The organism is Flavobacterium sp. (genome assembly GCF_050696275.1).
In the GTDB taxonomy this organism is placed as follows: domain Bacteria; phylum Bacteroidota; class Bacteroidia; order Flavobacteriales; family Flavobacteriaceae; genus Flavobacterium.
Window position 1 is genome coordinate 1 of sequence record NZ_JBOGUT010000031.1, and the last position, 22,559, is coordinate 22,559.

The window sequence follows — 22,559 nt, forward strand, 5'->3', positions numbered from 1 at the left end:
TACATTAAGTATTATAATGATGAAAGAATCAAATCAAATTTAAACAAAATGAGCCCGATAAAATATCGAGCTCACTATTATCAAAATTAATTATAAATTTGTCTAACTTTTTGGGTTCAGTCTATTTATGAACCGGGTTTTTGTTTTAACAAGCCTATTGCTTCTAAAAACCGATTAGCCTTTCGACTCTACTGACATTCTTGTATATTCGAAAATCAAATAGCTTAAATAATCCCATTCGATAGAGTTTAAAGGATATTGCTTCATAAATTCCGCATTATCACCAAACAATTCATTATAGTAATCTTTAAAATCATCTTTGTGTAACCAAACGATTTTATCTCCTTTTTTTACATAATACGATTTGATGACACCGCCGCCCATAGCCATTCCGCCAAAACTAACACCGCCTGTTTCATTGGCATTCGGGTCTCCATAAACCTGAATAATACTATTAAACTCAGGATTAATCAATTGCATTAAATACTCTTTTTGCTCTTTTTTGTTTTTCAGGGAAACCATTTGATTTTTGTAGTAAACTGTTTCTTTACCAGTTCCTTTTTTTACATCTTTTGTTCCCATATTCCTGATATTCGTAAAATGCTTGAATGCCTTACCTGCTTTTTCCATACCGCTAGGAGCTAGGTACAATTCTGAAATCAAGGCTGCATCAAACGATTCAACCTTACCGGTTGCGCTGTCTTTAACTTCAATATCTGAAATTTGCCCTTTTTTTCTGTCAATATCCTTAAAATATCCTTTTACGGTTCTTCCGTCTTTCAAAACAACCGTTGATGTTTTTTTATTATTTACAGAAACAAAAACTTCTTCAAAAAGATACGTTTCCATTTCTTTGATTTTTGCTTTTTCATACTTAATTTTCTCTCCTTTTTGAGAAAAACCTACTGATGCAGTCAACATCAGGATTAAAACAGTAATTTTTTTCATTCTTAGTCTTTTTTGATTATTCCTACAAAGTAAACAAAAAAATAATTTGGAAATCAAACATTTTTTATTTTCAACTAATTATCATTTCCTATTTGTAAAATATCCAGCGAGAAATTGCTATTTTTGCCCGATACAAACAACAATTTTATGTTAATTATAGGCATTGCAGGCGGAACGGGATCAGGAAAAACAACAGTTGTTCATCAAATTATGAATGAATTACCGGAAACCGAAGTAGGTATTATTTCTCAGGATTCCTACTATAAAGAAACAAGCAATTTAAACTACGATGAGCGATCAAAAATAAATTTTGATCATCCAAGAGCTATCGATTTCGAACTATTGGTGCAACATCTTAAAGATTTAAAAGCCGGAAAAGCCATTGACCAGCCTGTTTACTCTTTTGTAACACACAACAGAACAGAAGACACCATTCATACGCATCCTAGAAAAGTAATGATTGTAGAAGGCATTCTTATCCTTACCAATCCTGAATTGCGCGATATGTTTGACGTAAAAATTTTCGTTCATGCCGATTCGGACGAACGCTTAATCCGACGTTTAAAACGTGATATTGCAGAACGCGGCCGTGACATGGAAGAGGTTTTAAACCGTTATCAAAATACCTTAAAACCAATGCATGAACAATTTATCGAGCCTACTAAAGCATTTGCCGATATCATTATTCCCAACGACAAATACAACACGGTAGCTATTGATGTAGTTCGTGCTGTAATTAACCAGCGTATTTCATAAATTTTTAGTATTTTTAGGAGCTGTTTCTTGCTATTCGCTCTATCTTTTTATTTTTAAAGAAAAAACAAAAAGGATGCCGCTGCTATCAAGGCTAAAACCGGAATTTAAACATGAAAAACCCATTTCAAAAAACAATAGAAAACCATCCTTGGCTCAAATTTTTGGGAAACAAGTATTTCCTGGTTTCTTTGTTTTTCTGTATCTGGATGCTCTTTCTTGATAATTATTCTTACCTTGATCATAGGGTTTTAAACAATGAAATAGACGAACTGGAAGATAATAAAACGTATTATCAGGACGAGATAAAAAAAGACATCAGTCATATCAAAAAACTGAAAAATCCAGCGCAAATAGAAAAATATGCCCGCGAGAAATATTATATGAAACGCGAAAACGAAGATATTTACATTATAGAATTTGAAGGTGACTCGCTTACTGACGAATAACCCGACCAACGAATAACTAAACAATACAATGTCACAAAATCTATTCAACGATTTCGATTCGGTTTCCTCAAAACAATGGAAACAACAAATACAATTTGAACTCAAAGGTGCCGATTATAATGAAACATTGGTTTGGGAAAGTCCGGAAGGAATCAAGGTAAAACCTTTTTATCATATTGATGAAGCTCAAAAGCCTTTGACGGTTGCAACAGAAGCTTCAAATTTCAAAATCGTCCAGAATATTTTTGTTTTTGATATTGAAAAATCAATACGCAAAGCAAAAGATGCCATAGCCCGTGGCGCCGAAAGCATCCGATTTACTATTGAAAACGAAGAAACTGACATTACAAGACTTCTTTCTGAAATCAATATTGGAGAAATCCCGGTGTATTTAAATCTGAAATTTCTTTCTTCAGATTTTATCAAAAAAGTAAATCAGGCAGCGTTATCAAACAACACCATAATTCATTGTTTGATAGATCCTATTCATCAGCTTGCTTCTGACGGGAATTGGTTTGACACCAAAGACAATTTTGAAGTTTTAAACACCATTGCTTCTGAAACAGAAAACGTCTCATTCATCAATATAAACACGACATTATATCAAAATTCCGGAGCAAATATGGTACAGCAATTGGCTTATGCCTTAGCGCAAACCAACGAATATTTCAACAGAATTCAAAACATCAGACAGCCTGTCACTTTTGAAGTTTCTGTAGGAACCAATTATTTCTTCGAAATTGCTAAACTCCGAGCATTGCGGTTACTTTTCAATACATTAGCCAAAGAATACCATCATTCCTTCGATTGCCATATCATTGCAACACCTACAAAACGTAACAAAACATTATACGATTACAATGTCAATATGTTGCGCACCACTACCGAATGCATGAGTGCTGTTTTAGGAGGTGCAAATGCGATAGCTAATTTGGCTTACGATGCTATTTACCATAAAGACAACGAGTTTGGAGACCGAATTTCCCGTAATCAATTACTGGTACTGAAGCATGAAAGTTATTTTGACACGGTAAACAACCCAGCAGATGGAGCGTATTATATAGAAAGCCTGACAGCGCAATTGGCTGAAAAAGCATTGGTGCTTTTCAAGGAAATTGAAGCAAACGGCGGATTATTAAAACAACTGAAAGAAGGAACCATCCAAAAGAAAATTCAGGAAAGTGCCCAAAAAGAACAGGAATTATTCGATTCTGGTAAAGAGATATTGTTGGGAACTAATAAATATCCAAATAAAAATGACCGGATGAGCCATGATTTGGAATTGTTCCCTTTTATAAAAATAAAACCAAGAAAAACGCTAATCACTCCCATCATCGAAAAGCGATTAGCCGAAAAACTGGAACAGGAACGATTAGAAACAGAAAAGGAAAATTAATTGGTATACTTATTCGTAATTGCACAGGTTATTTCATTGATTTCAATTGTTTTGGGAATCATTTATTTATTAATCGGTCTCACTTATAAGAATCTCAAAAAGAGTATACTCGGATTAATTCTGGTAGCCCTGAGCTTTATGGCTTATTACCTGCCCTATTATATAGCAATAGATTATAAATCATTATTTTAGTAAGATCGAAACATAAGAAACAACCATAAAAACCACAACAATGAAAGCAATATTATCCTTTTTACTATTATTCGTCTCCATAGGAGTTTTGGCACAAACCAAAAAACTGGAAGTAACTAATTCCGAAACTGGAAAATCAGTCTACTTTGAAGAAACACAAAGAGTAAAAGTAACAACCGAATCCAGACAAAAATTAACAGGAACATTGACTTTTCAAGATAGCGAAAACATTGCCATAGATGGAGTTCCTGTAAAATTAGACAACGTAAGCAGCATCAAATATTTTCCTAAAAAAGGAAGAACAGTCAAAAATATCGTTTTAGCAACCGGTTTAGGATTACTGGCAGGATCAGGAATCGCTGCAGCCGACAATAACGGTTCTGCATTCGCTCTATTTGCAGCAGGAACGGGAACTACTGTTATCGGCGGACTGATTGGAAACAAAAACAAAACTTATATTAAAAGAAAAAATATTTTCAAGATAATTGAACAATAATGCGTAAAAACATTCAACATATTACGTTAGAAAAACAGGACAACGAAAAGGACATCAGCCCATCGTCATCTGAAAATTTTCTGACTGCTGAAGGAATTGAAGTAAAACAAACTTATTCTGAATCTGATTTAGAAGGTCTGGAACATCTTAATTTTGGTGCTGGCTTTGCGCCAAATTTACGCGGCCCTTACGCTACCATGTATGTTCGCCGTCCTTGGACTGTACGTCAATACGCCGGTTTCTCCACTGCTACAGAAAGTAATGCTTTTTACCGCAGAAACTTAGCTGCCGGACAAAAAGGATTATCAGTAGCCTTCGACTTAGCCACACACAGAGGTTATGATTCGGACCACGAACGCGTAGTAGGTGATGTCGGAAAAGCAGGTGTAGCCATCGATTCAGTTGAAGATATGAAAATCCTTTTCGATCAGATTCCTCTGGACGAAATGTCGGTTTCCATGACTATGAACGGAGCTGTATTACCCATTATGGCCTTTTATATTGTTGCTGCCGAAGAACAGGGTGTTGATGCCAAATTACTTTCAGGAACTATTCAAAATGACATTTTAAAAGAGTTCATGGTGCGTAATACCTATATTTATCCACCTACTCCTTCAATGAAAATCATTGCCGACATTTTTGACTATACCAGTAAAAAAATGCCGAAATTTAACTCTATTTCTATCTCAGGTTATCATATGCAGGAAGCCGGAGCTACTGCTGACATTGAGTTAGCTTATACACTGGCTGATGGTTTAGAATATATCCGGACTGGTTTGGCTGCAGGAATGAAAATCGATGAATTTGCTCCTCGTCTTTCTTTTTTCTGGGCTATTGGAATGAACCATTTTATGGAAATTGCCAAAATGAGGGCAGGAAGAATGCTTTGGGCAAAACTTTTAAAACAATTCAAGCCTAAAGACGATAAATCATTGGCCTTGCGTACGCACTGCCAAACTTCAGGATGGAGTTTAACCGAACAAGATCCTTTTAATAATGTAGCTCGTACGGCCATCGAAGCAGCAGCGGCAGCTTTCGGAGGGACACAATCTTTGCATACGAATGCATTAGACGAAGCTATTGCTTTGCCAACTGATTTTTCGGCACGTATCGCCCGTAACACACAAATTTTTTTACAGGAAGAGACTAAAATTTGTAAAACTGTAGATCCTTGGGCCGGAAGTTATTATGTGGAAAGTCTGACCCATGAAATAGCACAAAAAGCATGGACTTTAATCGAAGAAGTAGAAGAATTAGGAGGTATGACTAAAGCTATCGAAGCCGGAATCCCTAAACTTCGTATTGAAGAAGCTGCAGCTCGTAAACAGGCACGTATCGACAGCGGACAGGATATTATTGTCGGAGTCAACAAATATCGCTTAGAAAAAGAAGATCCATTGCATATTTTAGAAGTAGACAATCAGACAGTCCGTAAAGAGCAAATTGAACGTTTAGAACATATAAAAGTGACCCGAAATAATCAAAAAGTAGAGGAATGTTTAGCAAAACTAACAGCCTGTGCCAAAGGAGGAAAAGGAAACTTATTAGATTTAGCCGTAGAAGCATCCCGCAACAGAGCCACATTAGGTGAAATCAGCGATGCTCTTGAAGCGGTTTTTGGAAGATACAAAGCACAAATCAGATCATTCAGCGGCGTGTATAGTAAAGAAATTAAAAACGATGAAAGTTTTGCAAAAGCAAAGCAGTTGGCAGACTCATTTGCCAAGAAAGAAGGGCGAAGACCACGTATTATGATTGCCAAAATGGGACAGGACGGCCACGATCGTGGAGCAAAAGTAGTCGCTACCGGTTACGCCGATGTAGGTTTTGACGTTGACATCGGGCCATTGTTCCAGACACCTGCCGAAGCAGCCAAACAAGCAGTAGAAAATGATGTTCATATTTTAGGTGTTTCTTCACTTGCAGCCGGACACAAAACATTGGTCCCTCAAGTAATTGAAGAACTAAAAAAATACGGTCGTGAAGATATTATGGTGATTGTAGGCGGTGTTATTCCGGCACAGGATTATCAATATTTATTTGATGCCGGTGCTGTAGCGGTTTTTGGTCCTGGAACCAAAATCAGCGAAGCAGCCATTACCATTTTAGAGGTTCTAATTGGTGAATAAACTAAGACAAGGAGTTGATGGTTTCAACTCCTTTATTCATATTTTTAAGAATTTTAAAAGATTTAAAAGTAACGTTATTAATAAATTAACAGCCTCTTATAATTTGTTTTTTTAAGAGCTCTTTGGAAAGTTAAAATCCTTATATTTACTTTCTAGTTGACAAAATTATGCTGTGTGAATAATCATTCCTGAAGCGTTAAACCAATTAATTTTAAGCAGTAAAGATGGAAAAACATACCGTAACAGTAGCATCGCTACCTCTGGGTGATAATCCAATACCGAATAATCAAATAAAGATAGCCGATTTATTACCCGATCCAGAATCTCGGTTAGATTCTATGGAAATGAAGGAAAAACCTATTGGGGATTCCAGCATTCCGTATAGAGATTTGACGGATTCTGCCAGTAAAAAAGAAAGTATTGCCCGACTCATTGACAAACTGGATGTTGCTGCCAATATTAGGTATCAAAGGACAGAAGAAGATACTTATTGTAATGTATACTCCTACGATTATTGCTATTTCTGTAAAGTCTATCTTCCAACGGTTTGGTGGACGGATGAAGCTCTGGAAAAAATATTGAAGGGGCAGGAAGTAGCAGCTGTTTTTGAACAAACTGTTGATCGCATTTACTCCAGCGCTATACACGATTGGTTTTTACAATGGGGAGCCAGTTTTGGCTGGGAAAGAATACTTACTGTTGATGAAATTCAAAATAAAGTGAATGCCAATGGCGGAATTGGAATAATTTGTGCCAAAAGAAAAGAAAAAGGACTCTCCGGACATATTGTTCCCGTTGTTCCCGAAACTTCTACGCATAAAGCTTATAGAGAGAATGGCATTGTGGTATATCCACTGCAATCTCAAGCGGGAAAGTTGAATTATAATTATTTTTCTGAAGTTAGAGAAGATTGGTGGAATGATGAGTTATATTCCTCTTATGTGTTTTATTACCACGACTAAATAAAAAACAATTAACCCAATTGTTTAGACATTCAAATTTTTATTGATTATCATTGTGTTAACTACTTGGAAATGACACAATAAAGAACTACTTTTGCAACTTAGAAAAAAACAAGAATAGCAAAAGGTGTAATTAGGCTGTTCATCTGCTTAAATTATTGATATAAAAGTAATTAATGACAATAGTAATTTTATAACCCCATTATAAAATTTTACTTTTTTATCAATCTTTCAGTCGATACAAGAGCAAAATTTCTAAGACTAAAATATAAACTCCTACAAGTTTAAAAGCGAAATAAAGCTTTTTTAATGGATGCTAACGGTTATGCTTAATCCATTAAAAGATTTTTTGTCTCTGATTTTTAACCGATTAGATTCGTATTACCATATAAAAAGACAATAACTATAAAAAAAATTAATTAACCATAAAAAGACAATTAGTATAAATGAAAGACAATCAGACAAAAAAATATTATTGGGGAATAGGACTAGAAAACGAAACCTACATGCAATTTGAAGAACCCCTAATAGTTTCTGGTGAATTTATACAAGAAAAAATTGGCTTTGAGAGATACAGTATTGATTATAGAAAATGCTATAAACCGGAAAGCTTAACTCCTTTGTTGGAAAAAGCTTTTAGCTTGAATGAAAACTATAAAGTAAGCAGAATGATCAATAGTCATTCGCTGGAAAAATTAGATATAAATTATCAGCATAAAACATTATCGGAAGTGAAACCATTGGTTGACACCACCGAAACTGCCGAAGCAAACCCAAAACCACTTCAAAATCCTGAATACCTTGGAAAATCCATCATGGAGCTTTTCCTTGAGGATCAGCCATACAATATTCAAAGCATGATTACCCAAAGAAATAAAACTATGGGTTCTGTACATTTTGATGGTGATTCTATCGAATTTGTAACCAAATATTTTGAAAATCGAACGATTGCTGATTCATGCAAAGAATTGAAAGCTACTAAAAAGTTATTTCTGGATAAAATCAATGAATCGTCAGTATTAAATGAGAAGTTAAATTTTCCGGATTACAACACTGGTCTTAATATGTTCATGACCAATCAGGAAAACCTTGTTTTGTTTAATAATGGAACGTACCACTTTCATATTACTTTACCAACATTAACTGAAGACAGCAGAATTGTTGATTACACTGATTTTGATAAGACTCACGCCAATGCCATTTATTTGCTGCAATGGTTCGAGCCTTTTTTTATAGCAACTCTTGGAAGCCCTGATATTATGGGAGTCATCAGTGACAAGTATAGTCTGGACAAAAAATTTACTTTGGGCTCTATGAGAAATGCTATGTCTCGTTACATAGGTGTAGGAACTTACAATAAATTGATGCCAAAAGGCAAAATTCTAACATATAAAGTAGATGATTTTAGAAAATTGCTGAAATTTGAAAAAGAAGAAAACATTTGGTGGCGAGATCAGATCGAAACAGACATGGAATATGAACTGCTTTCGGAAGTCGGTCTTGATTTTAATCAGGAAAAAATGTACCAAAGCGGTTTCGAATTCAGAAGCTTCGATGAGTTTCCTGCAGAGTACTTAAATGATGTTCTTTTTTCTATTATTTTAATTTGTGAGCATTCTTTAAATCTACCCGATGTTCAATGGGGACATGACAGTGTGGCTTGGAATAATTTGGTTTTTAAAACTTTAAAAATGGGTTATTTAACTGAAATCAATGAAGCTCAAAAGAAAGAAGTTCTAGACTTACTGCAATTATTAAATCCATCAGACAGTAATTATAACACACTAAAATCCGAATTTGAAGATATCGTAATGTTAGATGAATTTTTCTTTAAAATTTTGGCCGTTTTACATGATAAGTACAAAGACAACAATATTTGTTTGGATTCCATGTGCGGACAAAAAACAAATTTTCCTCCAAAATGGGATAACTTTAATAAATACCAAACACAGAGGCATTTGCAACAAATAGGGATTTTCTGTGAGAATTAAAGGTGCTATCGCATCTGCTAAATAAAACAAACTATTGGCAAAGCTTCATGTTTATGTTGTCAGTTTATAAAATCAATAATTAAAATGGCACTGAAATTAAAAAAACACATAATTTCAATGTGATTTAAAATACAAAAAGTACCGGTTTTTCGACCGGTACTTTCATTTGATTTAATAATTATCCTTACTTTCTAAACCATTATGGTAAAGGATTACAGTTATAAATATGGCTCAATATATTCGGGTCGTTATTTGTGCCAGCCGAAGAAGTATGACAGCTGAAACAGTTCATAGAGCCTTGTGTATATGTTTCCATAGTGGTATTAGACAACATATTGGTACCAACATGTGTAAAATTTGTAGCGGAAATATTCCAAGTAGAACCTACATGGAAATATTTTTTCCGGATATCGGCTCCAACCAATCGGGCATTAACATCAGCATTCGTTGAAATTACCTCAGCATTGCTTTGAGCAACTGTCAAGCCTAAAGCAGATGTACCAAAACCAAAAGGTCTTGTTCGCTGCGTATCACTTCCGTCTATAGCAAATGGGAAAATAGATGTAATATCTGTACCGCTCATTCCTCCCATGTTCATATGTGAAACATTAAAAGAAGATGCTGTTGCAGAAGAAAACAACCAAGGAGTTCCGGCTCCAAAATTAGTATCTGCCAAAACAGTAGCTGTCAAACCGCCTGTAGTAGTATAAGTGTAGGTAGGATTTGGCGTATTGTTTACATGCTCAACAGTTCCCCAGATCATCTCAGGATGTCCTGCGACACTTCCTACAATATGCATCCCAACCAACGCTAAGTTTACCGTTTTAGTTCCGCTTCTTGTCCATAAGTTTGCAGAAGTCAGTACATAATTAGGCACCGTTCCTTTCACGATAACATAATCGGCAGGATTAGGCAAATTAGTCGTTTCTATCCAAGCCGTTTTCAATTCCATTGCCATAGAATTTGGTTCTATAATCCCATAACTGTGTGCCGCAGCATACGTTTGGATAGCTGATAATTCTGCTGCTGTCGTTGGAAACTTGGTATTGCTTGGCAACACTCCTGTTTTTACCATAGTCAGAAAAACAGCATACACATCGTTTACCATAGAGTTGAAATAAACCAATGATCCGTTTTTAGACATCAAAACATCTCCTGTCGCCTGCCCTTGATCAGGAACAATAATCTTAATTACTCCAAAAATAGAAGCAACTGATACGGTAGCTCCTGAAAGCGTGGCAAATTGATGTACTGTTGTTTCCGGATTCAGGTTAGGTTTGGAATAAATTAATTTTGGATTGTTGATGATACGTTGGTTTATATCTATGAAGATAGGTCTGTCATTCGACACCCTAACATCCAGTACGTCTACTCTTCTTCCGTTTTCATCCAAAACTTGAGGGTGTCCTTCTTGTGAAATAGGTGCTTTATCCACGTCGAATATTGCACGGGTTTCTTTTTCAAAAAGGAATGGAAGTCCATTAGCCCCTGTCGCAGTTCCTTTTACATCAAATGACATTGCTTCTCCAACATCAACTGATTCAAATCTTCTTCCATTTTTCATGGTCGAAATAATCCTGCCGCTGCAAACATGTTTTTTTAAAGTTCTCAATCCGGTTACAGGATCGGTAGCCGTAACATCATAAAATTCAGGCGAATTGAAAACAAATCCGTTACAAGAACCATAACTTCCATTAGACGGCACTGGAGAAAGCAGCCATAAGAACATTTGTTCGGTCCATCTGTAAAAATGAATGTTCAGTGTATTGGGAGCAACACTCGTTGTAGCGCTAAAAGTCAAACCGTCTGCTGGTTTAACAAATACATTCAGAGCCGGCAAAACACCCGTAGGCAACCAGGTACTGAATAATGAAGCAGGAACCATAGCACCTGTTCCTCTTGCATTCAAAGGCAGCACGGTGGCGTAAAGAGATTTTTTATACTCAACAAAGCCATATATTCCAAAGGAAATACAAGCAAGTGCTACTAATAAATATATTTTTTTCATAACAGATACTGTTTAATTAATGGTTATTTTTTTTGTTTTCTCAAAATCCTGGCTGCTTACTTTTAGTAGGTAAATCCCTTTTGGGAAAGCACTGAAATCAATTCTCGCTTCATTAGTATCATAAGTAGCCGAATACACTTTTCTTCCATTAATATCGAAAGCATTCACTTCAAAATTATTGCTTAAAGAAGATATTGTAAAAATTCCTTTCGTTGGATTTGGATACACATTGATATCATTAATCACAACGTTAGCTTTTCCAAAGCCTGGTTTTTTAGCTGTATAAATCTTAATATCATCAATAACAATCGGGTAAGCTGCATCAACTTTTGGCTGTGTGGATACAAATCGGATAATTGAAGCTGTTCCCGGGCGGAATTTATCTAACGAAATAACCGGAGTTATCCCTTCTGCCGCTGTGGTTCCGTAGCTGGCTACTTTTACCCAAGTTACTCCATTATCATTGGATAATTCAACTGCTAAATTATTATGTACATCTGGGTTTTTTTCCCTTTGCAGGTACTTGAATTCCAAAACCAAGTCCGGAAGTGACAGGTTAAGAACCGGCGTTTCTAAAGAAGTTATAGTTTCCTTTGTGGCTAATCCGTTAAAAAAAACGGCACTGTTTTCTCCAGAAAGAGGCTTTTGGACATTAATAGCAGATATCCCAAAATCAATCCATGTAGTCTCTTGGGACAAAAACTTCTGAGTGAGCTTTCCTGGTACTCCTCTCTCAAAATTCTCTTCAAATTGCGCATTGGCTTTAGTAAAAGCTAAAATCGCAATACAAGACAATACTAAAATTTTTTTCATAATGTTTTTTTGTTTAGTTTGTAATTTATTTCGTACATAAATGTAATAAATAAATCATTTGTTTAAAAAAAATCTTACAAAAAATAATTATTTAACAAACTGACAATCTTTATTTTACCTTATTATTCTCGCTTATATCTGGAAAAAAACCGATAAAACCAAAGCTATCGCCCCAGTTCAAGAGTTTATTACATCTAAACAGATTTCTTTTTTAGACAAAAACAAATACTACTACATACTGAAACAGACATAAAAAAATAAAGTATTTTTACCTTTAGTAATCGAAATGCAATCCAAATCATGTCTAAATTACCCCATACAACCGCTAGCATTTTCTCTGTCATGTCACAATTGGCCAACGAGCATGAAGCAATTAATCTCTCGCAAGGCTTCCCTAATTTCCCGGTAGATGAACGATTATTGGAAATATCTGGACGTTTATTGAAGGAAAATATCCATCAGTACACACCTATGGCGGGCTTGCCTTCTTTATTGGATAAAATTGCACAGCTGACATTAGACAATTACCATAAAAAGATAAGCACCACTACTGAAATACTGGTTACTTCAGGAGCCACTCAAGGTATTTTTATGGCGATAAACGCATTAGTAGATAAAGGTGATGAAGTAATTATCCTGGATCCCAGTTACGACAGTTACGAACCTTCTGTTTTAGTGGCAGGAGGAATTCCCGTGCGTATTTCATTAAATGACGATTATACGCCCAACTTCAACCGTATTGAAACGGCGATTACATCTAAAACCAAAATGCTGATCATCAACAATCCGCATAATCCAACAGGTAAAATCTGGACAATCTCTGATTTTGAAGCATTGGAACTCATCCTTGAAAAACACCCGCAGATTATAATTTTGAGTGATGAAGTATACGAGTACATCTCCTTTCTGCATCCGCACATTTCATTTCATACCCGTCCGAAATTGAGCAACAGAACTATAATTGCTTCTTCTTTCGGAAAATCACTGCATATTACGGGTTGGAAAGTCGGTTATCTCATTACTCCAGAGAACCTCATGTCTGAAATAAAAAAAGTGCATCAATTTCTGGTGTTTAGTGTGAACAGTTTCTCACAGTACGTTATTTCTGAATACCTTGATGTTGCCGATTTCGGTGGAATAGCCAAAATGTATCGTCAGAAGCGTGATTTATTTCAAAACCTGATAAAAGACAGCCGTTTTGAGCTACTGCCTTGTGACGGAACGTATTTTCAGGTGGTCAGTTATAAAAATATTAGCACACAAAACGATCTTGAATTTGCTCGTGAACTAATTACCAAACATGAAGTGGCGGCAATTCCTATTTCGGTCTTTCATAACGATGCAGCTGATCGTCAGATGTTACGTTTTTGTTTCGCCAAAACAGATGAAACACTCATCGCTGCTGCAGAAAAACTAAACAAGGTCTAAACAGCATTATTTTTTTAAAATGAATACTTTTAATCTTAAAAGATGTGACATATGAGAGCAATAGGCAACACACCATTAATAAAATTAGAACGGCTATCGGAGCAGGGCTGCGCTGAAATATATGTGAAATACGAAGGTGGAAATCCCACCGGAAGCATGAAAGACCGAATGGCACTTTCCATGATTGAAGGAGCTGAGAAAAGAGGCGAATTAAAACCTGGAGGTACTGTTATCGAATATACCGGCGGCAGTACAGGCAGCTCTCTGGCCATGGTGTGTGCTTACAAAGGATATAATGCGCATTTTGTGTCTTCTGATGCTTTCGCCGAAGAAAAACTCCAAACGATGCGAGCTTTTGGTGCCAAATTAGATATCATTCCAAGCGAAAATGGATTGATAACAGCGCAACTGATTAATTCTTTGGTGCAAAGAGCCAAAGAACTGAGTAAGTCTCCCAATACTTTTTGGACAGACCAATTTAACAATATCTATAACAGGAATGCCTACCACAACATGGCAAGAGAGATCCTACAAGCGCTTGATAATCAGATTGACGAATTTATAGCCGGCGTGGGCACAGGAGCTTGTTTTTCAGGTAATGCTGAAATATTTAAAAAGGAAATACCTCAGATCCGTTGTATTCCTGTAGAGCCAGATGGCGTACGTGCGTTGTCAGGCGGACATAAATCAGGTTCTCATAAACTGGAAGGAATTGGAGCTGGGTTTGTACCATCAATATGCAGACTTGATTTAGCTGATGAAATCATAGCTGTAAAAGATGAGGATGCTTATGAAACGGCACGCAAATTAGCTCGTTTGGAAGGGATTTTTGGAGGGACAACTTCTGGAGCCAATGTCTGGGCAGCCATCCAAAGAGCAAGAATCATTGGACCCGGGAAGAAAATCGTTACTGTTGTTTGTGATTCAGGGTTAAAATACCTCAAAGGAGATCTATACCGATAATAATGAGAGGCAATTGAAGACTTACAATTTGTTTTTCAGATTCTCTTTTACCTCATCAAACCATTCGTTCTGTAAAATACTCAACACTATAGTATCGCGTCTTGTGCCGTCAAGCTTGAGCATATTGCTTCGCAACACACCGTCTACTTTACAACCTATGCTTTTCATAGCAGCTTTACTTCGTTCGTTAGTATTATCCGCACGGAACTCTACCCGTTCCATACCCATTTTTTCAAAGGCAAATTCGAGCAATAAATATTTACAGTGTTTGTTTAGTCCTGTGCCGTGAAATTGCTTCCCATACCAAGTGTAACCAATCTGCACTGTTTTATTGTACAACTGAATATCATAAAAACGGGTGCTTCCGGCATATTCGCCAGTACGTTTGTCATAAACAGCGAAGGCATATTCTATTAGTCTTTGCCTTTGATCTAAAGCAATTTGAATATAGTTCTTAAAATTTTCTTCACCCATAGCAGCAATAGACGAAAAGGTCCAGATTTCCGGCTGATGGAGAGAATAAGGAAGCAAATAAGGAATATGGGAAGACTGTAGCGGTTCAAGACGAACCATTGCCGTCTCTAAAACATAATCTTCTGAACAATGAAATTGAAAACTCATAATACGAATTTATTCGGCCATTTCATCATAACGCTGTGGAACTTGCGGATCGTATAAAGGGCATTTGAATTCTTCCATAATCTCAACAAGAGTATTCATGGTTTTACCTTCGGTACCGTAACAATCAATCTGAACGCTTTGCGGTGTTGTGATGATATGAAAAGCGCCTACTCCTTTGCTGTTTTTCCAACTGAATTCATCCACTTTTTCCCAGGTTGAAAAAGCATTGGAAATTCTGTTAAGAATAACCTGAACAGGCAATTCTTCCAGTCCTTCAACAGTTTCTTTGTCTACTAAAGACTCGTACACTAAATGGTGGTTTAAGTACACTTCGTCAAGATATTTCCAAAATAGTAATTCGTACATGGTTTTATTTTTTAGCCCTGATGGAAGCGGCATCCTCCTGAGGTTGGTAACCGAAGGAGATACAGCGGACAGCAGGAATGGCTTCTAATATTCAAAAATACCGTATTCCGACTGTATCGTCAGTTTTTTGGTTTCACTTGCTTCCACTCTGCCCACAATCTGCGCATCGACTCCAAAAGATTTCGAGATAGCTATAATATTAGCAGCAATGTTCTCGGGAACGTAAATTTCCATTCGATGACCGCAATTGAATACCTGATACATTTCTTTCCAATCCGTTTCTGATTGCTCCTGAATCAGTTTGAATAATGGCGGAACCGGAAACAGATTGTCTTTGATAACGTGTACATTATCAACAAAATGAAGTACTTTGGTTTGCGCTCCACCACTGCAATGCACCATTCCGTGAATGTTGGCAGGTGTATATTCTGAAAGTATTTTTTTGATAATCGGTGCGTATGTTCTGGTTGGAGAAAGGACTAACTTTCCGGCGTCTATAGGCGAATTTTCTACTTCATCCGTCAATTTTACCTTACCCGAATACACTAATTCTGAAGGAACCGAAGCATCAAAGCTTTCAGGGTATTTTTTAGCTAAATAGTTATCGAAAACATCGTGTCTTGCCGATGTCAATCCGTTGCTTCCCATGCCGCCGTTATACGATTTCTCATATTTGGCCTGACCAAAAGAAGCTAAACCTACAATGACATCTCCTGCTTGAATGGCAGCGTTGTCGACCACATCTTTACGTTTCATACGTGCCGTTACTGTAGAATCGACGATTAACGTGCGTACCAAATCCCCTACATCGGCAGTTTCTCCACCTGTAGAATGTATGGTCACGCCAAAAGATTTCAGTTCTTCAATTAATTCTTCTGTTCCGTTGATGATGGCTGATATAACTTCACCGGAAATCAGGTTTTTATTTCTCCCGATAGTGGAAGACAGCATAATATTATCTGTTGCGCCTACGCATAATAAATCATCAATATTCATGATCAGAGCATCTTGAGCAATGCCTTTCCAAACAGACATATCGGCAGTTTCTTTCCAATACATATAAGCTAAAGACGATTTGGTTCCCGCTCCGTCAGCATGCATAATCAGGCAATACTCTTCGTCATTGGTCAAGTAATCCGGTACGATTTTACAGAAAGCTTTTGGAAATAATCCTTTATCAATATTTTTGATGGCATTGTGCACATCTTCTTTAGCAGCTGAAACGCCGCGAAGTGCGTATCTTTTTGAAGTGTCAGAACTCATGAAATTGGTAGTTGTGCCTGTTTTTTTGACAGGTAGATTGTTGTGATGCAAAGATAATAAAAGATTGCAGATTACAGATTATGGATTACAGAGTTTTAGTTCGCCAAAACTTCAATTTCCACACGGCGGTTTGCAGCGCGTTCTTCTTCGGTTTTTTCAGGCAACGAAAATAAAGGCATGCTGCTTCCAAATCCTTTGAATGTCATTCTTGTTGATTCTATTCCGTTAAGTTCGAGGAATTGCTTTACTGCTTTGGCTCTTTGTGTAGACAAATTCCTTCTGTCGACAGCCAGACAGCACAAATGTCCCTGAATGCTAATTTTAAGGTTTGGATTTTTTTGCATTACCAGCAAAAGTTCGTACAATTTGCTTCTTGATTCTTTAGTTATGGCAAAAGTATTCAGTACAAAATTCAGATTCTCCAGTTTGAGTTTTTCGCCTGCTTTAGAAGCATAAAAGGTTTCCATAAATTTTACATCCAATGGAATTTCTGCCTTGGTTCCATCAAAATTTGTTACTACAATTTTATCCGGAAAAGAGACTGGTGTTTCGGCAACAGTGACTCCTTTTGGCTTCAGCCCCATAATTTCCGCTTCAAGATGCAGATCTTTTGACAATAAATAATGAATGATAACTCTCCTGTTCTGTGCCTTAATTTTAGAAAGTCGAAAATTCTCCCCGAAACTTACTTTTTTAAAGTCTTCTCTGATTTTGACTCTGTTTTTCACCCAATTAAAAATGGTTTCTACTCTTTTTGAGGACAACGAATCATTGTATTGTATCGATCCGTCTTCATCTGTAAAACCATGTATGGAAAGGATCTTGCTTTCTTTATTTTGAAGAATCCATTTTTGAAGGGATTTACTTTCTGAAGGAGACAGATTATATTCGTTACTTTCAAAAAACACTGAAAATTGCTCCTGAGAATAACTTAACACTGAAGTTATGAAAAATAAAACAAAAAAAACACTTTTATTCATGACTTACTTTTTTAACGAATTTCGTTAAAATAAACCATAAATAAAAGTATTTTAAATTATTTCCAATCCGGCATTGTGGCGTTAGTATACAAAGTGATCCTTGTTCCTGTGACTCCTATTGTGTATTTCTGTACATATCGAACTGAAACACCATCATTTGAAGTGTTCGTAAAAAGCAAATCAGCTTCGTTAGGAGAAAAACGAACATCTAAATCATTTGTTCCAGGTGGTTTAGAGACTGCAAGTTGAGTAGACAGGCCAGTGCCAAAATCATACATAAAAATATTAGTGTCAAGCTGTCTGTAGTCAGGAGCCTGGTAGCCTGATATATCTCTGGTATATAAAAGTTTTTGGTTGTTAACCGAAAAGTGTAATCCACCCACTGCTCCATTAACTCCTGTAAGAACTGTAGTTAACAGATTTCCTGCTGTATCGATCACTAATATTTCGGCACTATAACCATTTACATCATTTACTTTTATGGCTATCCTTGAACTGTCATGACTCCAGTCACATTCTGATATAAATTTCCCTCCGGCAGCCTGGTAAATCTGAACCAGTCCGCTTCCATCCGAATTTATCCTATAAAGTTTATCAAAATTAGGGTAAATAATCTGACTTCCGTTTCCGGACCAGGAGAAATTGACATATTCCAGATTAAATCCGGTAACCGGAACACTGTTTGTCACTTTAAAAAGATCCGAACCGTCAGGTTTCATAGTATAAATATGCCCTTGAGCTCCATCAGACAGAATAAATGCAATCTTATTTGCCTGTGTATTTTTTCGGGGTCTGTAACAATTAGACCCAGACGAGGTAATTTGGAGTTCATTACCCGAATCATTTGCAGTAAGGATGACATTATTTACTCCTGACTTTCTTACGAAAAGAAATCTGGCATTAGGGAATATTGCTGTTCTAAAACTTCTTACAGCACTTAAAACCGGTGGGTTTTTACCATCTGAAACTGCTACCTGCCAATAATACTTGGTTGCGTAATTGAGACTGATAAGTGTAAAGTTTGTAGTTGTAATATCAGAATACGTCTGAATGACATCGTTAGAATCATTTCTTAAAGTAACTTCATAGGTAAGGACATCAGTTTCAGGATCCGTACAAGTCCATGTTAAAGCCACATTTAATGGCAAATCTACAGCATTATCATCAGGTGCCGTAAGAACAGGGATTGTGGGAGGTTTGTTGTTTACTTCGACCACTTTGAGTTCAAAAACAACTTCAATGGTAGCATCCAGTAATACTGTACCAGGTTCAAATTTTGCCACATATCCGTCCTTTTGAGCTTGAAAGGAGTAATCTCCTACAGGAACATTATTCATTGTAAAATTCCCGTCGACATCTGTAAATACAGTACTTGAATTCGGACTGGATGAAACTTTGGCATTAGCAAGAGGTTCAAAAGTTATTTCTTTCAGAACCCTTCCTTTTACGGTCCCATATCCAGTTTCCTGAACAACATCTTCACTACATGAAAACAGTATCACAAGCAGTATCATGACAAGAAGAAAAAATCCGATATTGAGAATATTCTTTTTCATGATAATATTATTTAGAGTTTATTAATTCCTGGTAATTAATCTCGGTAGGCACTGCTTTTTGTTTTGGCTTGATCTTACCGAAATAATAAGTAAGTCCTAGTCCGAAACGCAGAAAAGAATCTTTTTTAAGTCCGTTTTCAAGATAATCCAGGTTATCACTATTGGTTAAATTATGTTCTGCATATCCTTTGAGACCAATATTGTCTGAAATCAGATATTCCACTCCACCTCCATATTGCATTTTAAAAAATTTGTTTTCGAATGCACTGTTTGTAGTATAACCTGCTCCAAGAAAAACGTAAGGGGTACATTTATCAAACGGCAGTATGATTGCCTCCAGATTTAAATCTGCTGAAGCATATCCTACTTCTAATTTTTTCTTATTTCCAAACCAAAAGGCATTGAGGGAGCCACTTACCGTAAATGTGGGAGAAATCAGGTATTTGAGAGCGCCTCGGGCCATAGGTCTAGGTTCAGCACTTTTATAATCATCACTTATCAAAGAAGCACCTCCGGATAATTCCAATCCAAATCTTCCTCTTTTTTGGTATAAATGGCGTCCGTACAATTGTGTTTCTTCAGCTATCGCTTTTTCTCTATCATAATCATTAATCAATTGGGTGATTTTGACAACTGGTGCATTAACTTGCCATATATTATCTCTGATTCCTTCAATAATAAGAGCTTCAACTGCTTTTTCGATTGCCTCCGTTACAGCCATGTGTATTGGTTCGTTTTTGGTGTAACCTGTTTCTACTTCCAATAACCTTTTAAAGTTGACATAGCGAAATAAGCTGGCGTCAATAGCCTGAGATAAAATCGTTTTGGAAACATAGACGGTTTTTAGAATTTTCCCGTTTGAAGTAGAAACCAATCGAAGATAAACTGAAATCCTGTCCTGACGGTAACGTGTAGAACCTCCAGCTCCGAAATATCTGGCACCAAAACCTCCTGTTAATATATTGGAATCGTAAGAAATGATTCCGCCTTCTACAAGAACTCCAGCATAAAGTAACGGAGTCAGCTGATTTTCAGCAGGCTCTGTTGTTTTTGCATATTCTTGCCGTGTAGATCTGATAATGTTTCGCTCATTCAGCAAATTTCCAAGGTTTTCTCTTTCGATAGGTGTAAACCATTTGGAATCTTCGAGGGCTTTAATCAGAATAGTTGTAGCTCCCTGAGTGACGGCAGTACTGAAATTACTCCCCACTTCTGAAGGTTTGTATTGTCCGGTTTGGTCCCTGAACTTATAAACACCAACTACAATAGGTTCTGCAGGTTTGGGCAGATTTTTTAGAGTTACTGTAGATGTTGAATTTTCTCCGAGTGTTGCTTTTTCGATTCCAAGAGGCTGATTAAAATAAGAGCCGCAACCCGATGTGATAGCTAATAATAGCAGGCAGATGATTTGAATATTTTTCATAAGAGAATTTTTTAAAATCATATGTTATATACCATTTGCCAACACAGCAGCTGAAAATAAAATTATGTTTTGCTTATAAAAATGGCTATATCATATTAATTGTTCGGAATAATTACTTGTGTTTGTTCACCAGTTGTCGTATCAAGAATGCTCACCACCAATCCTAAATTTGAAGGAAAGATTTCTACAGAAAGGCTTCCGAAATTGAAAACTCCTTCGGAAATCCCATCGGTTCCAAATTGTTCTTCAAATAATGATTGCGCTATTTGATTCAGTAACTGACTATTTAAATTTTCGGTAAATTGTTCTAATTGTGTTTTCTCTTTTCTGGGTTCGGTTTTTTCTTTATAGAGATTTTGGGACTCTGCCGAACTTAACATCCATTGATAATTAAAAGTATCTCCTCCAAAAGCTGGGTTTTTAGCTTTATATACTAAATCCTGGCCATAAAAATGCCCCGTGATAATTGTAAACAATATGGATAATAGAATTTTCATATATGCACAAATTGAAATTAATATTGAGTGATATATTTTTTTTGTCTTTCTAAATTTTTAAAATAATTGAATGTTTTTGCAGCAGAATCTTCAGCCATTGCTATCAGGAACTCCTGATCCGGTTTTGATATAAACTCGGTAATTATTTCGGTGTCAACCCTAACTCTAATCCGAGTAGTTCTGGTATTCGCCATTTCTTCTTCTACTACAATCATTTTTTGGGAATTTACCTTCAGCTTACTGAATTCAGTATAAAACGTATCGTAAAAGTCTTTTCCCATTTTCGTTTTTGTTTCATCTGAAACAATCCCGGTTATTTCCACTCCATCTCCAAGCCTCTGATTGTTCTGTCCTACTTTTTTTTCGCCTATTACAAGCCGATCCTTTCCTATTAAGTTTTGATTTTCATCATAAATCAGTAACAGAATGATTGTTTGTGCTTTAGAAACGTTTATTTGTGTTTTAGACAATAATTTAATCTGACTGGCTTCAAGCGTAAATCTTCCGCCTTGGGTATTATTTGATCTGTTACCGTCTTCGCCTGATTTTATAACAGACAGCTTATACTGTAAACTTTTATAAGCATCCGTTAAGTTTTCGGCAAAACCTGTTATCGAAATAAAATCTGCATTCTCTTCCACTTCAATTTTAGCTTTAACTTCCTGATTGGTGAATTGAGCTACCATTTCTGAAGAAAAAGCCAAACCGAATATTATTATGTAAGCTATTGTCTTCAATTTTATTCCTTCTTATTTATTTATTATGATGATACTTTTTTGATTTCCAGATTGAATAATAGTCATTGTGTCTGAAATGGAATTCGAACCATAATTATACAAACTCAGATTGTCTCCATATTGACTGAATTGTTGTGAAATATTCTGATTTGAATACAGCGCCGAATCCTTGATGTAATTGTCATTACCTGATTGTATAATGGTTTCTTTAATCTGATTAGCTGATTTATCAATATCAACAACATTATTTGACCCGTTTTGTATAATACTTAACTCTGTGTTACTTGAACTTACATTTACGTTTGAACTGTTAAGATTACCTATTTGTGAGATAATCACATAACTTCCTTCCTGAGTCTTATTTGCATCCTGAACCGTTTGTAAATCAGCTGGATTAATATTTCCAATCAAAAAATTATCAGTCACACCATAAATTTTCAACTCTCTGTTTTTTTGCATTAATGTTTTTTCATCTTGAGCAAATACCATTGCTGTTGTAGCGAAAAAAACCAGTAATCCGTATAATAGTTTAATTTTCATGATATGTATTTTTAAAAATTAAAGGGTAAATAAAAAGAGCATTTTATT

General features: G+C 36.1%; 22 protein-coding genes. 10 read left to right on the forward strand and 12 right to left on the reverse strand.

Annotation, left to right across the window (positions count from 1 at the left end; genetic code table 11):
• The first annotated feature begins 3 nt into the window (after positions 1 to 3).
• Positions 4 to 90, forward strand: coding sequence for an IS3 family transposase (locus ACRDEC_RS13995; RefSeq protein WP_431497060.1), 87 nt, complete (start codon positions 4 to 6; stop codon positions 88 to 90).
• Positions 91 to 174: 84 nt separating this feature from the next.
• Here ACRDEC_RS13995 and ACRDEC_RS14000 read toward each other — a convergent pair whose 3' ends face one another.
• Positions 175 to 948: a hypothetical protein gene (locus tag ACRDEC_RS14000; RefSeq protein ID WP_431498980.1), complete on the reverse strand. Its 774-nt coding sequence runs from the start codon at positions 946 to 948 to the stop codon at positions 175 to 177.
• Between the two features lie 147 nt (positions 949 to 1,095).
• On the opposite strand from ACRDEC_RS14000, the gene udk reads away from it, so the two are divergent.
• The 7 genes from udk (at position 1,096) to ACRDEC_RS14035 (ending at position 9,316) form a co-directional block, all read left to right on the forward strand.
• Positions 1,096 to 1,704, forward strand: coding sequence for a uridine kinase (udk, locus tag ACRDEC_RS14005; protein ID WP_431498981.1), 609 nt, complete (start codon positions 1,096 to 1,098; stop codon positions 1,702 to 1,704).
• A 110-nt stretch (positions 1,705 to 1,814) separates the two neighbouring features.
• Entirely contained in the window at positions 1,815 to 2,150 is a 336-nt protein-coding gene (locus tag ACRDEC_RS14010) for an FtsB family cell division protein (RefSeq protein ID WP_431498982.1), read from the forward strand.
• Between the two features lie 28 nt (positions 2,151 to 2,178).
• The gene (locus ACRDEC_RS14015) at positions 2,179 to 3,546 is read left to right on the forward strand and encodes a methylmalonyl-CoA mutase subunit beta (protein ID WP_431498983.1); all 1,368 of its coding nucleotides are present in this window, start codon (positions 2,179 to 2,181) and stop codon (positions 3,544 to 3,546) included.
• A gap of 232 nt (positions 3,547 to 3,778) precedes the next feature.
• Positions 3,779 to 4,234 (forward strand): hypothetical protein, encoded by a 456-nt coding sequence (locus ACRDEC_RS14020; protein WP_431498984.1) that lies wholly within the window; start codon positions 3,779 to 3,781, stop codon positions 4,232 to 4,234.
• Positions 4,234 to 6,363, forward strand: a complete 2,130-nt coding sequence (gene scpA, locus ACRDEC_RS14025) for a methylmalonyl-CoA mutase (protein ID WP_431498985.1) — start codon at positions 4,234 to 4,236, stop codon at positions 6,361 to 6,363. The genes ACRDEC_RS14020 and scpA overlap by 1 nt, the downstream gene beginning before the upstream one ends.
• A 224-nt stretch (positions 6,364 to 6,587) precedes the next feature.
• Entirely contained in the window at positions 6,588 to 7,325 is a 738-nt protein-coding gene (locus tag ACRDEC_RS14030) for a hypothetical protein (RefSeq protein ID WP_431498986.1), read from the forward strand.
• Positions 7,326 to 7,771: 446 nt separating this feature from the next.
• A complete protein-coding gene (locus ACRDEC_RS14035) occupies positions 7,772 to 9,316 on the forward strand; it encodes a hypothetical protein (RefSeq protein WP_431498987.1) in 1,545 nt (514 codons plus the stop codon).
• A 199-nt stretch (positions 9,317 to 9,515) separates the two neighbouring features.
• Here ACRDEC_RS14035 and ACRDEC_RS14040 read toward each other — a convergent pair whose 3' ends face one another.
• Positions 9,516 to 11,324 (reverse strand): hypothetical protein, encoded by a 1,809-nt coding sequence (locus ACRDEC_RS14040; RefSeq protein ID WP_431498988.1) that lies wholly within the window; start codon positions 11,322 to 11,324, stop codon positions 9,516 to 9,518.
• A gap of 12 nt (positions 11,325 to 11,336) precedes the next feature.
• On the reverse strand, positions 11,337 to 12,137 hold the full coding sequence (locus ACRDEC_RS14045) for a T9SS type A sorting domain-containing protein (protein WP_431498989.1): 801 nt from the start codon (positions 12,135 to 12,137) through the stop codon (positions 11,337 to 11,339).
• Between the two features lie 297 nt (positions 12,138 to 12,434).
• Between ACRDEC_RS14045 and ACRDEC_RS14050 the strand changes: the two genes are divergently transcribed.
• Together ACRDEC_RS14050 and ACRDEC_RS14055 are read left to right on the forward strand one after the other, a co-directional pair.
• Entirely contained in the window at positions 12,435 to 13,565 is a 1,131-nt protein-coding gene (locus ACRDEC_RS14050; protein WP_431499021.1) for a methionine aminotransferase, read from the forward strand.
• A gap of 51 nt (positions 13,566 to 13,616) precedes the next feature.
• A complete protein-coding gene (locus tag ACRDEC_RS14055; RefSeq protein WP_431498990.1) occupies positions 13,617 to 14,528 on the forward strand; it encodes a PLP-dependent cysteine synthase family protein in 912 nt (303 codons plus the stop codon).
• Between the two features lie 21 nt (positions 14,529 to 14,549).
• Here ACRDEC_RS14055 and ACRDEC_RS14060 read toward each other — a convergent pair whose 3' ends face one another.
• From ACRDEC_RS14060 to ACRDEC_RS14100, 9 genes are all read right to left on the reverse strand, one after another.
• The gene (locus ACRDEC_RS14060) at positions 14,550 to 15,149 is read right to left on the reverse strand and encodes a GNAT family N-acetyltransferase (RefSeq protein WP_431498991.1); all 600 of its coding nucleotides are present in this window, start codon (positions 15,147 to 15,149) and stop codon (positions 14,550 to 14,552) included.
• A gap of 9 nt (positions 15,150 to 15,158) precedes the next feature.
• Positions 15,159 to 15,515 carry a hypothetical protein gene (locus ACRDEC_RS14065; RefSeq protein ID WP_431498992.1) on the reverse strand — a complete coding sequence of 119 codons (357 nt, stop codon included), beginning with the start codon at positions 15,513 to 15,515 and terminating at the stop codon, positions 15,159 to 15,161.
• A gap of 84 nt (positions 15,516 to 15,599) precedes the next feature.
• Entirely contained in the window at positions 15,600 to 16,778 is a 1,179-nt protein-coding gene (locus ACRDEC_RS14070) for an AIR synthase related protein (RefSeq protein ID WP_431498993.1), read from the reverse strand.
• Between the two features lie 95 nt (positions 16,779 to 16,873).
• Positions 16,874 to 17,758, reverse strand: coding sequence for an OmpA family protein (locus ACRDEC_RS14075; protein WP_431498994.1), 885 nt, complete (start codon positions 17,756 to 17,758; stop codon positions 16,874 to 16,876).
• A 56-nt stretch (positions 17,759 to 17,814) separates the two neighbouring features.
• Complete coding sequence (locus ACRDEC_RS14080; protein ID WP_431498995.1) at positions 17,815 to 19,314, reverse strand: carboxypeptidase regulatory-like domain-containing protein; 1,500 nt, start codon at positions 19,312 to 19,314, stop codon at positions 17,815 to 17,817.
• A 7-nt stretch (positions 19,315 to 19,321) separates the two neighbouring features.
• Positions 19,322 to 20,737: a CsgG/HfaB family protein gene (locus ACRDEC_RS14085; RefSeq protein WP_431498996.1), complete on the reverse strand. Its 1,416-nt coding sequence runs from the start codon at positions 20,735 to 20,737 to the stop codon at positions 19,322 to 19,324.
• A gap of 95 nt (positions 20,738 to 20,832) precedes the next feature.
• Positions 20,833 to 21,234 (reverse strand): curli production assembly/transport component CsgF, encoded by a 402-nt coding sequence (locus tag ACRDEC_RS14090; RefSeq protein WP_431498997.1) that lies wholly within the window; start codon positions 21,232 to 21,234, stop codon positions 20,833 to 20,835.
• Between the two features lie 17 nt (positions 21,235 to 21,251).
• Positions 21,252 to 21,971, reverse strand: coding sequence for a curli-like amyloid fiber formation chaperone CsgH (csgH, locus tag ACRDEC_RS14095; RefSeq protein WP_431498998.1), 720 nt, complete (start codon positions 21,969 to 21,971; stop codon positions 21,252 to 21,254).
• 12 nt (positions 21,972 to 21,983) lie between these two features.
• Positions 21,984 to 22,511 carry a hypothetical protein gene (locus ACRDEC_RS14100; protein WP_431498999.1) on the reverse strand — a complete coding sequence of 176 codons (528 nt, stop codon included), beginning with the start codon at positions 22,509 to 22,511 and terminating at the stop codon, positions 21,984 to 21,986.
• Between the last annotated feature and the right edge of the window lie 48 nt (positions 22,512 to 22,559).